General features: G+C 52.0%; 10 protein-coding genes. 7 read left to right on the plus strand and 3 right to left on the minus strand.

Annotated elements, in window-relative coordinates; genetic code table 11:
* Positions 1 to 207 precede the first annotated feature (207 nt).
* The 6 genes from mepS (at position 208) to yejF (ending at position 8,223) form a co-directional block, all read left to right on the plus strand.
* Positions 208 to 783, plus strand: coding sequence for a bifunctional murein DD-endopeptidase/murein LD-carboxypeptidase (gene mepS, locus ACPUC7_RS03520; RefSeq protein ID WP_343552876.1), 576 nt, complete (start codon positions 208 to 210; stop codon positions 781 to 783).
* Between the two features lie 287 nt (positions 784 to 1,070).
* Positions 1,071 to 2,636 (plus strand): cyclic di-GMP phosphodiesterase, encoded by a 1,566-nt coding sequence (locus ACPUC7_RS03525; protein WP_494921787.1) that lies wholly within the window; start codon positions 1,071 to 1,073, stop codon positions 2,634 to 2,636.
* A 65-nt stretch (positions 2,637 to 2,701) separates the two neighbouring features.
* A complete protein-coding gene (locus ACPUC7_RS03530; protein WP_494921788.1) occupies positions 2,702 to 4,510 on the plus strand; it encodes an extracellular solute-binding protein in 1,809 nt (602 codons plus the stop codon).
* Between the two features lie 10 nt (positions 4,511 to 4,520).
* Positions 4,521 to 5,612, plus strand: coding sequence for a microcin C ABC transporter permease YejB (locus tag ACPUC7_RS03535; protein WP_494921789.1), 1,092 nt, complete (start codon positions 4,521 to 4,523; stop codon positions 5,610 to 5,612).
* A complete protein-coding gene (locus ACPUC7_RS03540; RefSeq protein ID WP_494921790.1) occupies positions 5,612 to 6,634 on the plus strand; it encodes an ABC transporter permease in 1,023 nt (340 codons plus the stop codon). Before ACPUC7_RS03535 ends, ACPUC7_RS03540 begins: the two co-directional genes overlap by 1 nt.
* Positions 6,634 to 8,223, plus strand: coding sequence for a microcin C ABC transporter ATP-binding protein YejF (yejF, locus tag ACPUC7_RS03545; protein WP_494921791.1), 1,590 nt, complete (start codon positions 6,634 to 6,636; stop codon positions 8,221 to 8,223). The genes ACPUC7_RS03540 and yejF overlap by 1 nt, the downstream gene beginning before the upstream one ends.
* On the opposite strand, the gene ACPUC7_RS03550 is transcribed toward yejF, so the two are convergent.
* From ACPUC7_RS03550 to rsuA, 3 genes are all read right to left on the minus strand, one after another.
* Positions 8,217 to 8,543 carry a YejG family protein gene (locus ACPUC7_RS03550; RefSeq protein ID WP_494921792.1) on the minus strand — a complete coding sequence of 109 codons (327 nt, stop codon included), beginning with the start codon at positions 8,541 to 8,543 and terminating at the stop codon, positions 8,217 to 8,219. The two genes, yejF and ACPUC7_RS03550, sit on opposite strands and share 7 nt — an antisense overlap.
* 393 nt (positions 8,544 to 8,936) lie before the next feature.
* The gene (locus ACPUC7_RS03555; protein ID WP_494921793.1) at positions 8,937 to 10,130 is read right to left on the minus strand and encodes a Bcr/CflA family multidrug efflux MFS transporter; all 1,194 of its coding nucleotides are present in this window, start codon (positions 10,128 to 10,130) and stop codon (positions 8,937 to 8,939) included.
* 12 nt (positions 10,131 to 10,142) lie between these two features.
* Entirely contained in the window at positions 10,143 to 10,865 is a 723-nt protein-coding gene (rsuA, locus tag ACPUC7_RS03560) for a 16S rRNA pseudouridine(516) synthase RsuA (protein ID WP_494921794.1), read from the minus strand.
* A gap of 166 nt (positions 10,866 to 11,031) precedes the next feature.
* Between rsuA and radD the strand changes: the two genes are divergently transcribed.
* Positions 11,032 to 12,786 carry a DNA repair helicase RadD gene (gene radD, locus ACPUC7_RS03565; RefSeq protein ID WP_494921795.1) on the plus strand — a complete coding sequence of 585 codons (1,755 nt, stop codon included), beginning with the start codon at positions 11,032 to 11,034 and terminating at the stop codon, positions 12,784 to 12,786.
* Positions 12,787 to 12,888 lie beyond the last annotated feature (102 nt).

Below are 12,888 nucleotides of genomic sequence, written 5' to 3' on the forward strand. Positions count from 1 at the left end.
CGCCACGCGGTCTGTAATCGGTTAACCTCAAATCCGATTAGTAAGCAACAGCATAAAATGCGGTGCTTAATGCGACAAAAATGTGTTCATTAACACATTTTAGTAATTAAGGATTTGTCTTAACCGGCTGTACTTATTAATCTCAACCCGTTTTGTCATCTGGCTGACGACATTATGTCGTAAGGAACTCAAAGGAACACACGTACAATGGTCAAGTCTCAACCAATACTGAGATACCTCAGGCGGATCCTTCCCGCAGTAGCATTAGCAACACTCTTATCGGCATGTAGCAGTACCCATAACGGTCAGAACGCGAATAACGAGAATCATGAAGTTAACAACCAGAATGGTTTTTTACTTCAAGCGTCTCAGGACGAATTTGAACAAATGGTGCAGAACGTGGACGTTAAGTCCCGCATCATGGAACAGTACAGTGACTGGAAAGGTGTGCGTTATCGCTTAGGCGGCGACACCAAACGCGGCATTGATTGTTCTGCTTTTGTTCAGCGCACCTTTCGCGAGCAGTTCGGTTTAGATTTGCCACGTTCAACGTCAGAACAGCAAGACACAGGCAAAGAGATTTCACGCAACAAATTGCGCGCCGGTGACTTAGTGTTGTTCCGCGCCGGTTCTACCGGTCGACATGTTGGCATCTATCTCGGCAACGATAATTTTGTTCACGCGTCCACCAGCAGTGGCGTAATGATTTCCAATTTGAACGACAGTTATTGGAAAAATCGTTACCGCGAAGCGCGTCGGGTTTTAGCTAAAAACCCAAGCTAACGTATTGCTTTGAAGATCCTCTCAGCCAGAGAATAAGAAAACGCTGCCACGGCAGCGTTTTTTTTCGCCCGTCGGTTTTTAACTCAAATTCGAATGATAAAAAGTAATTGAGAATCAAAAATATAACGAGACTTTGTTCGCGCTCTCGTTATATTCTCGTTGACTTCCTGATACCCAAAACACGTGCTATAGACAGCGTTATAACGCTTGTCGTCAGCCCCAAAAATGGGTCGTCACCAAAAACGATAAACATAATAAAAAATGGCAAGACAAGGGGAATGAACTCCATGCCACTGTCGGGGACGCTGAAACGTCATGCAAGCTATTCACGCCGCATCGCCTGGAGTAGCGCGATCATCGGCGCTGTATTTTTTCTGCTTTTTGTCACCGTTCTCTTAACGCTGACCTGGCAAAAACGCATACAGCAACACGAACAGCTACTGGCTAATAGCCGCGACGATTTACAACAAGTCATCACAACCTTAGTGGATACACTTTATCCACTGCAGCAATACACCCAATTAACTTGTAACAATGTCAGCCGCGAGTTGACCTCACGCGCCGCCTTCGCGGGTAATATCCGCGCCATTTTGCTGGTGCGCGACGGCAATGCCTATTGTTCCTCCGCCACCGGCGCGTTTCTGCTACCTGCGAACGATATTTCTCCTGAATCAGAACTGGAACGCGATCGCGATATTCGCTTGATGGAAGGTACGCCGCTGCTGCCAACCAAACCGGCGCTGGCGTTATGGATGAAAAGCCCGGGAACCAAAGAAACCGGCATTCTCGCCACCATGAACATTAATCTGACGCCTTATCAGCTGCTGGCTTCTTATCATCCTGAAATCACCGGATTGGCGTTAGTGATCGGCAACAAAGCGCTGCTGAGCGGCACCAACAAAGTGGTGAAGGTCAGTGATTTGCCATTGCCGCTGCATGAAATAGCTTTCAAGAATAGCGCGCTGCATTTTATGTTGTTTGGCAGCACCTTAGCGCCGCGCGATTACTCGCTCGCGTTGTTGACCGGTTTGCTGTTCTCATTATTGGTCACCGCCGCAAGCTGGCTTTTGCTAACGCGCCATCAGCGCCCGGGCAAAGAGATCATGCAGGGGATGAAACGCGGCCAGTTTCACGTTGAGTATCAACCGCTGGTTACCGCGCATGATGGTCAGCCGTATGGCGTTGAAGCGTTGTTGCGCTGGACACATCCGATTGAAGGCATGATCCCGCCGGATGCGTTCATTAGCTACGCCGAAGCGCAGAACCTGATCATTCCGCTGACGCAGCATCTGTTCACTTTAGTGGCGCGTGACGCGCAGTTCCTCTGCCAGCAACTGCCGCGCGGCACACAGATGAGCCTCAACCTTTCACCGCTGCATCTGGCCTCTGAAGGTTTCCGTCATGATGTGCAAACGTGGATTAACGCTATGCCCGCCGACCATTTCAACTACGTGTTTGAAATCACCGAGCGGACGATGGTGGGCGAAAAGAATGCCGGAGAAATTTTCGCGTGGCTGCATGAACACAACTTCAAAATTGCCATCGATGACTTTGGTACCGGCCACAGCGCACTGATCTATCTGGAAAAATATCCGTTCGATTATTTGAAAATTGATCGTGGATTTGTGCAAAGCATTGGCACCGAAACCGTCACTTCACCGGTATTGGATGCGGTATTGCTGCTGGCGAAGAAGCTCAATCTGAAAACCGTAGCCGAAGGGGTTGAAACCGGCGATCAGGCCGCGTGGTTGGTGAATCGTGGCGTCACGCATTTGCAAGGTTATCTGTTCAGCCGTCCATTGCGTCCGGAAAAACTCGCCAGTTTTTTCCAACGTCAACGTATCCTGAGTTAACATCACGCGAACCCCATGAAACTGCTACCATAAAGTGCGGAACACCACAGGAGATCGCCCCACTTATGCTGCTGCGTCTTGTCACAGCGTTGTTGCTCTGTAGCGCCATTACGCCGCTTCAGGCCGAAACCATCAACGAAAGCTACGCCTTTGCTCAGTTGGGCGAACCGAAATACGCGGTCAATTTCAATCATTATGATTACGCAAATCCCGCCGCGCCCAAAGGCGGCAAGATTACCCTGTCGGTGGTCGGCACCTATGACAACTTCAATCGCTATGCTTCGCGCGGCAATCCCGGTCTTGGCACCGATACGCTGTACGACAGTCTATTTACCAACTCTGATGATGAACCCGGTAGCTATTATCCGCTGATTGCCGAATCGGCGCGTTATCCCAGCGATTATCACTGGATGGAAGTCGCCATCAATCCGCATGCGCAGTTTCAGGACGGCACGCCCATCACCGCGCAGGATGCCGCGTTTACTTTTCAGAAATTCATGACCGAAGGCGTTCCACAATTTCGCGTTGCCTATCGCGGCGTCAAAGTGACCGCGCTGAACCGCCTCACCGTACGCATTGATGTGCCGAAGTCGGATAAAGATTTGATTATGGGCTGGCTGACGCTGCCGGTGCTGCCGGAGAAATTCTGGCAAAACAAAAAGTTTAACGAGCCGATTGGTTATCCGCCGCTCTCCAGCGGGCCTTACCGTGTGACCTCGTATAAACCTGGCCAGTTTATTCAGTACAGCCGGGTGAAGGATTATTGGGCCGCCAATTTGCCGGTCAATCGTGGGCGTTTTAATTTCGATACCCTGCGCTACGACTATTATCTTGATGACAACGTGGCGTTCGAAGCCTTTAAGGCGGGCGCTTTCGATCTGCGCCAGGAAAGTTCGGCCAAAAAATGGGCGACGCAATATCGCGGCCGTAACTTTGATAACCACGCGATTGTGAAATCAACCATCCCTAATACCGTCTCGACCAACACCCAATGGCTGGCCTTTAACAATGAAAAACCGTTGTTTGCCGACCGCCGCGTACGCGAAGCCATCACGCTGGCGTTTGATTTTGAGTGGATGAACAAAGCGCTGTTTTACGGGGCTTACAAGCGAACTAACAGCTATTTCCAAAATACCGCTTACGCCGCGCAAGGCTATCCCAAAGCCGAACAACTGATTTTACTGGCACCGTATAAGGCGCAACTTCCAGCGGAAGTGTTCAACAATGAATATGCTCCGCCGCGATCCGACGGCAGTGGTTTTGATCGCGCCAATTTGCTGAAAGCCATGAACCTGCTGAAAGCGGCGGGTTGGGAAATTAAAAATCAGCAATTGGTGAATGTTAAAACTGGTCAACCGTTCCGTTTCGAACTGTTAATGCGCAGCGGCACGCAAAATGACTGGGCGCTGCCATTCCAGCACAGCCTTGAACGACTCGGCATTCAGGTCTCACTGCGGCAAATTGACAGCTCGCAATATTTGCGGCGCTTGCGTGAAGGTGATTACGACATGATTCCGTCACTCTATTACGCGATGCCGTGGCCTTCTACCAGCTTACGCACCATTTGGCAGTCTGAATTTATTACTTCATCGTGGAACACGCCGCGGGTGAAAGATCCGATTGTCGATCACTTTGTGCAGCAGATCGTCGAACATCAAGGTGATGAAAAAGCCCTCCTGCCGCTGGGTCAGGCATTAGACCGTATTCTGCTGTGGAATGCCTATATGATCCCGATGTGGTACAGCGCTGAAGATCGTATGGCGTACTGGGATAAGTTTTCCCATCCTGAGATTAAACCCGCGTTTGCTACTGGTCTGGATAACTGGTGGTACGACGTGAATAAGGCCGCGCGTTTACCGGCCGATCGTCGTTGAGGAGTGCCGTTTGCCCGCTTATTTTCTCCGCCGACTGCTGCTGATTATTCCCACGCTGTGGGCAATCATCACCTTAAACTTTTTCATTGTGCAGATTGCACCAGGCGGCCCGGTGGATCAGGCCTTAGCCAATGTGCAATTTGGTCACAGCACCGGACTTCCTGGCTCTGGCGGCGCTGACGTTGGCGCACGCGGTGCTTTGCAGCGAGACAATCCCGGCGACAGCCAATATCGCGGCGCGCGGGGTCTCGATCCTGAAGTGATTGCGGAAATTAAGCATCGCTATGGCTTCGATAAACCGCTATTGCAACGTTATGGAGAAATGCTGTGGAACTACATTCGCTTCGATTTTGGCGACAGCCTGTTCCGCAGTGCATCGGTGTTGCAACTGATCAAAGAGAGTTTGCCGGTTTCGATTAGCCTCGGATTGTGGAGCACGCTGATCATCTATTTAGTGTCGATTCCGCTCGGCATCAAAAAAGCGGTGCGCAATGGCAGCACTTTCGATTTCTGGAGCAGCATGGTCATCGTCATCGGTAACTCGGTACCAGCGTTTCTGTTCGGTATCATGCTGATTGTGTTGTTCTCTGGCGGCAGCTATTTCGACTGGTTCCCGCTGCGCGGCCTGACATCACCGCAATTCGATACGCTGCCGTGGTACAGCAAGATCTCCGATTACCTGTGGCACATCACGCTACCGGTGCTGGCAACGGTGATTGGCGGTTTTGCCACGCTAACCATGTTGACCAAAAACTCGTTTCTCGATGAGGTGCGTAAACAATATGTCGTCACCGCGCGCGCCAAAGGGCTGGATGAAAAACGCGTGTTGTATGGACACGTTTTCCGTAACGCCATGCTGTTGGTGATAGCCGGTTTTCCCGCCACCTTTATCAGTATGTTTTTCACCAGCTCAGTGCTGATTGAAGTGATGTTCTCGTTAAATGGATTGGGCCTGCTCGGCTACGACGCCACCATTCAACGCGACTATCCGGTGATGTTTGGCACGCTGTATATCTTCACCTTGATCGGCCTACTGATGAACATTCTCAGCGATTTGACCTACACCTTGGTCGATCCACGCATTGATTTTGAGGGACGCTGATGCGGTTATCTCCAATTAACCAGCAGCGCTGGCAGCGCTTTCGCCACAATCGTCGCGGCTATTGGTCGCTGTGGATTTTCCTGCTGATTTTTGTCCTGTCGCTGGGTGCAGAGTTGCTGGCCAATGACAAACCGTTGCTGGTGCATTACCAACAACGCTGGTACATGCCGCTGCTTTTCAACTACAGCGAAAGTGATTTCGGCGGCGATTTCTCTACGCCAGCGGATTATCAGGATCCGTGGTTAAAACAGCGCATCGATCAGCAAGGCTGGGCGATTTGGGCACCGATTCGTTTTAGTGACAGCACCATCAATTTCGCCACCGATGTGCCCTTCCCTTCACCCCCTTCCGCGCAAAACTGGCTTGGCACTGACGCCAATGGCGGCGACGTGCTCGCACGTTTGCTGTACGGCACGCGCATTTCGCTGCTGTTTGGTATCTTGCTGACGCTGTTCTCCAGCGTGATTGGTATCGTGGTCGGCGCGCTGCAAGGCTATTTTGGTGGGTTGATCGATTTGGTCGGCCAACGCCTGATTGAAGTGTGGTCCGGCATGCCGACGCTGTTCATGCTGATTCTGCTTTCGAGTGTGATTCAACCCGGTTTCTGGTGGCTGCTGCTGCTCACGGTGGTGTTTGGCTGGATGAGTTTGGTCAGCGTGGTGCGCGCCGAATTCCTGCGTACGCGTAATTACGATTATATCCGAGCCGCGCGGGCGCTTGGTGTCAGCGACAGCCGCATTATGCTGCGCCATATGTTGCCAAATGCCATGGTCGCCACGCTGACTTTTCTGCCGTTTATTCTCTGCGGTTCGATTACTACGTTGACTTCGCTGGATTTCCTCGGCTTTGGCTTGCCGGTGGGATCGCCGTCGCTCGGTGAATTGCTGTTGCAGGGAAAAAATAATTTACAGGCACCCTGGCTGGGATTGGCGGGCTTCTTCTCGCTCACCCTGCTGCTGTCGTTACTGATCTTTATCGGCGAAGCAGTACGCGATGCCTTTGACCCGAGCCGAGGACGCTAATGAGCCTGTTAACGGTAAATCATCTGGCGGTGGCCTTTCAGGATCGCCGCGTGGTGGAAGATATTTCATTGAACATCGATGCGGGTGAAACCTTGGCATTGGTGGGTGAATCCGGTTCCGGCAAAAGCGTTACCGCGTTGTCGATCATGCGCTTGTTGCCACAGCCGCCAGTCAATTATCCGCAAGGTGAAATCCTGTTTAACGGGCAGGATATTTTGCAGGCCAGCGAACGTGAGATGCGTGGACTGCGCGGCAACCAAATGGCGATGATTTTCCAGGAGCCGATGGTATCGCTCAATCCGCTACATACGGTGGAAAAACAGCTGTATGAGGTTTTATCGGTGCATTGCGGTATGCGACGTGAAGCCGCGCGCGGCGAAATGCTCAGCTGTCTTGATCGGGTTGGCATACGCAATGCTGCATCGCGATTACAGGATTTCCCGCATCAGCTTTCTGGCGGTGAGCGTCAACGTGTAATGATCGCTATGGCGTTGCTGACTCAACCGAAACTGTTGATTGCCGATGAACCGACCACCGCGCTCGACGTCACCGTTCAGGCGCAAATTCTGCAACTGCTGCGCGAACTGCAACGCGAGCTGAATATGGGCATGCTGTTCATCACCCACAACCTGAATATTGTGCGTCAACTGGCGCACAGCGTAACGGTAATGCGCAATGGTCGCGGCGTGGAACATAACCGCTGCGATTTACTGTTTAGCCAACCGCAGCAGGCGTATACCCGTGAGCTGCTCGCCGCTGAACCGGATGGCAACCCCGTGCCGTTGCTGGATGACAAACCGCTATTGCTGGTAAAAAACTTGCAGGTGGCATTCCCCATCCGTCGTGGAATACTCAGACGTACCGTGGCGGAAAAGATGGCGCTAAACGATCTCAGTTTCACCTTGCGTCGTGGTGAAAGCCTCGGATTAGTCGGCGAATCGGGTTCAGGTAAAAGCACTACAGGTCTGGCGTTGTTGCGCTTGATTGCCGCGCGCGGTGAAATCTGGTTTGACGATCAACCTTTGCACCAATTATCGCCAAAGCAGCTACTGCCGCTGCGCCAACGCATTCAGGTGGTGTTCCAGGATCCCAATTCTTCACTTAATCCACGTATGACGGTACATCAGGTGATTGCCGAAGGATTAGCGGTACATCGGCCAGAACTGAGCGCTGCCGAGCAGGAAGCTAAAGTGATTGCGGTCATGCAGGAAGTGGGATTGGATGTCGAGAGCCGTTCGCGTTATCCGGCTGAATTTTCCGGCGGCCAGCGCCAGCGCATTGCGATTGCCCGTGCGTTAATTCTTGAACCGCAGTTGATTGTGTTAGACGAGCCAACGTCATCGCTGGACCGCTCGGTGCAGAAGCAAATCCTGACCTTGTTGCGACGTTTACAGCAACAACATCAGTTAGCCTATTTGTTTATCAGCCATGATTTGCAGGTGGTACGCGCGTTATGCCATCAGCTGATTGTGTTGCGCCAGGGAGAAGTGGTGGAGCAAGGTGACTGCGATAAGTTGTTTAACGCACCAACAGCCGACTACACGCGTCAACTGCTGGCTTCCGCACAGGGAAAAGATTTGACTCAGTGACCATCGAAGGTCTCGGCGATCGCGACGCCTTGATTTTTCAGGCAACAATTAGTGGCGCTTTCATCTTCGCGTTGAATCAACAAACACGGTTGCCCTTCACACTCCGCAATTTTGCATTCCACTTGAATCTGCGCCAGCGTGTCCTGTAGCTGGTGCAGAATCTCCAACGCCAGATGACCATCGTGGCTAATCAGGCGTAACACCACTAAATCCTCAGCATGAACGCCATTGGCGCTTTCCAGACGTTCAATTTCACCCACATGATCCACCGACCAGCGATAGTGTTGTGGCAAGCGATGCACAACAGAAAGTTGCAGCATAGTTATACGGCCCCCCAGAGACGTAATTTCATTCACAACGACGGCATAACGTGGTGAATCCCAACCCGGTCAGCTAAGAATACGGACGTCAAGGTTTGCCTTCTCGTTTTCAATATAAAGCGTGATACAAAATTATTATTTGCGAGGCTTCTCGCATTTAGGCCTATGTTTACCGTGTTCGGCGGCAGTTAACAATCATTTTAGGTGCAATTCGGTTACTTTTTTATCCATAAAATTTCACATTATGGAAACATTAAGCATAACGAATGAATGGAGATTCGCGAATTTTAAGCGTGGGGACGAAAAGAATGGTGGTCACCATAAATGGCGACCCTACGGAAAAACGTGGAATTTCATGCACGTAGGGTCGTCATTTTTGACGACCTCCCTGAATTAAACAGCGTGGCGCGGACGTGAAGCGTAGCTAAACAACACCACCGAGATGGTGGCACACAATGCAATGGTCGCGACCATCGGCCAGGCACTGTTAATGCTCACTAATGACATCAACGCCCCGACCAATGCCCCGACGCCAAAACGCAGCGTGCCTGCCAGGGAAGATGCGGTCCCCGCCATATGAGGGAATTCATCGAGAATTACCGCCATCGCATTCGACGAAACTGTCGATACGCAGCCGATAAACATTGCTACGCCAAACACCAATGACAGGAAACCCAGATCCAGCGCGCTGGAGACTAATAACCAAATCCCCATCGCGAATTGAATCACCAATCCGATACGGAACATTTTCAGCGGGCCAAAACGACGCACTGCGCGGCTGTTAATCAAGGTCATCACAAACAGGAACACCACGTTCAAGCCAAAGTAGTAACCGAAGTTCTGCGGCGAGACATGGTTAATTTCGATGTACACAAACGGGCCAGCATTAAGGAAAGTAAACAACCCGGCGAAGGAGAAGCCGCTTGCCAGCATGTAACTAAAGGCGCGCTTGTGGCGAAATAAAGTCACGAAATTGCTGATCGTGGTACGTAAATGGAAACGTTGCCGCTGCTCCGGCTTCAATGTTTCACGGATTTGCGTCACCACCAAAACCGTGGTGATCAACGCGGCACCTGCCAACGTCCAGAAAATCGCATGCCAGTTCCACAACAGCAACAACCAGCCGCCAATGATCGGGGCCAGCAGCGGCGCGATAGTCGTCACCAGCATGACAAACGACATCATGCGCGAGAAGTCCTCTTTCGAGTAGGTATCGCGCATCAAGGCATTGATCACCACGCTAGCGGCAGCGGCCGATAGTCCATGCAGGAAGCGCATGATGATCAACTGATCGATGGTTTGAGACAGTGCGCAAGCGGCGGCGGCACAGGCAAAAATCAGCGTGCCTAACACAATCACCGGTTTACGACCGTAGCTATCCGCCAACGGGCCATACACTAACTGACCAATGGCAAAGCCGAGGATGTAGAGGTTGAGCGTCATCTGCACGCTACCTGCCGAAACCGCAAATTCCCGCGCGATTTGTGGCATGGCAGGCAAGTACATATCGATGGAAAGCGGCATCAACATCGCCAGTAAACCGAGGATGACCACTAAACCAACCGGCGAATTCTTTTCCTTGCGCACCGCTTTCTCCCGCTATTTGCGTTTTTTAAGTTCTTCAGGTAATCCGATGCTGTCGATCTCTTGCTGAGTCAGTTCACGGTATTCACCTTCACCGAGATCCTCATCCAGTTCAATGTCACCAATACGTTCGCGGTGCAGCGCAGCAACGTGGTTGCCCATCGCGGCAAACATACGCTTAACCTGATGGTAGCGTCCTTCACTGATGGTCAAGCGCGCGGCTTTCTCATCCAGAATTTCCAGCTGCGCCGGTTTAGTGAGATCTTTTTCATTGTGCAGCTGCACGCCAGCGGCGAATTTCTCCACCAGCGATGGATCAATCGGCTCTTCCACTTCCACCAAATAGGTTTTTTCGAGGTGGTGCTTCGGCGAAGTAATGCGGTGCGACCACTGACCATCATCGGTCAACAGCACCAAACCGGTGGTATCGATATCCAGACGTCCAGCGGCGTGCAGCTTGAACGCTGCTGGCTCTTCAATGAAGAACAGCACGGTTGGATGATCGGGATCGTCGGTCGAGCAGACATAACCTTGCGGCTTGTTCAGCATGAAATAGCGCGGGCCTTGCTGCACCACCAGCGGATTGCCATCGTATTCAACTTCATCGTCCGGCAGCACTTTGTATGCCGCATCGCGCACGACTTCGCCGTTAATGGTGACTTTTTTGGCGCGGATTTCGCGTCCAGCGATAGCACGGCTGACTTCCAGTTGCTGAGATATGAATTTTTCGAGTCGCATGAATTCGTTTTGCCTGTTACTGCGGGGGAAACTGAAACGGTGTTTTTGTCCGTTAAGAATGTGACGGGAGTATAGCTTGATCCTTCGCCTGCTAACAGTAGCCAACCTGCGTTTCACTGGCTTTCATGCCATAATGCGCGTCCGTTCCAGAAAAAAGTTTGTCTCAATGTCTTTCACCCTGCGACCCTATCAACAAGAAGCCGTTGACGCCACGCTCAACCACTTTCGTCGCCACGCCACGCCAGCCGTTATTGTGCTGCCAACCGGCGCGGGGAAAAGTTTGGTGATTGCTGAGCTAGCACGCCTGGCGCGTGGTCGTGTGTTGGTTTTGGCGCACGTTAAAGAGCTGGTTGAGCAAAATCACAGTAAATATCAGGCTTATGGATTAGACGCCGACATTTTTGCCGCCGGTTTGCAGCGCAAGCACAGCGAAGGCAAAGTGGTGTTTGGCAGCGTGCAGTCGGTGGCGCGTAATCTGGATCGCTTCGACAGCGCCTTTTCATTAGTGATCGTCGATGAGTGCCATCGCATCAGCGATAACGAAGAGAGCCAATATCAGCAACTGTTTGCCCACCTGCGTCAGCACAATCCGCAGTTGCGCCTGTTGGGATTGACCGCCACGCCCTTCCGTCTCGGCAAAGGCTGGATTTACCAGTTTCATTATCACGGCATGGTGCGCGGCGATGAGCAGGCGCTATTTCGTGACTGCATCTATGAATTGCCGCTGCGCTATATGATCAAACACGGCTTTTTAGTGCCGCCTGAACGGCTGGATATGCCGGTGGTGCAATACGATTTCAGCCGTTTGATCCCGCAAAATAACGGCTTATTTAGCGAAGCCGATCTCAACCGTGAACTGAAACAACAACATCGCGTGACGCCGCACATCATCCGCCAGATTGTTGAGTTCGCGGAAGATCGCCGCGGCGTGATGGTGTTTGCTTCCACGGTTGAACACGCGCGCGAAATTCTCACCTTGCTGCCGGAAAATAGCGCCTTAGTGTCGGCTGAAACAGCGGTGAAAGATCGCGATCGTTTGATTGCTGAATTCAAAGCGCAGCAACTGAAGTTTCTGGTCAACGTGGCGGTATTAACCACCGGTTTTGATGCGCCACACGTGGATTTGATCGCCATTTTGCGGCCGACGGAATCCGTGAGTTTGTATCAGCAAATCGTGGGTCGTGGTTTACGTCTAGCACCAGGCAAAACTGATTGTCTGGTATTGGATTACGCCGGAAATCCGCACGATCTTTTCACGCCGGAAGTCGGCACGCCGAAAGGTGCCAGCGACAATCAACCGGTGCAGGTTTTCTGTCCTGCCTGCGGTTTCGCCAATACCTTTTGGGGCAAAACTACCGAAGACGGCCACATCATCGAACATTTTGGCCGTCGCTGTCAGGGCGTGTTGGAGGATGATGATGGCGAGCGCGAACAGTGTGATTATCGCTTCCGCTTCAAAAACTGCCCCGATTGCAACGCCGAGAATGATATCGCCGCCCGCCGCTGCCGCGAGTGCGACAAGATACTGGTCGATCCGGATGACATGCTGAAAGCCGCGCTGAAACTGAAAGATGCGCGCGTGTTGCGCTGTGCCGGCATGACGCTGGAACAGGGGCGCGACGACAAAGGTGAATGGCTGAAAGCCACCTATTTTGATGAGGATGGCACCAGCGTGAACGAGCGTTTTCGCCTGCAAACGCCTGCGCAGCGCAAAGCCTTTGAGCAGCTGTTTATGCGTCCACACCAACGAGCGCCTGGCGTGGAACTCGGTTGGCAAACCGCCGCGGATGTCATCGCCCTGCAACCGTTATTGCGTCATCCAGACTTCGTGGTGGCACGCGCCAAAGGGCATTTTTGGCAGATTCGTGAAAAAATGTTTGATTATCAAGGCCGCTATCGCCGCGCTAATGAGCTGCGATAAGCGGCGGAATCATTTGCCCCTGTCACCCCATTGGGGCTATAATGCCGCTCGCTTTTGCATTCGTAAAAGCGTTTGAATAACCGTCCTGTTGCTGGGTCGCCT

The sequence above is a fragment of the Pantoea sp. CFCC18179 genome (assembly GCF_059412405.1).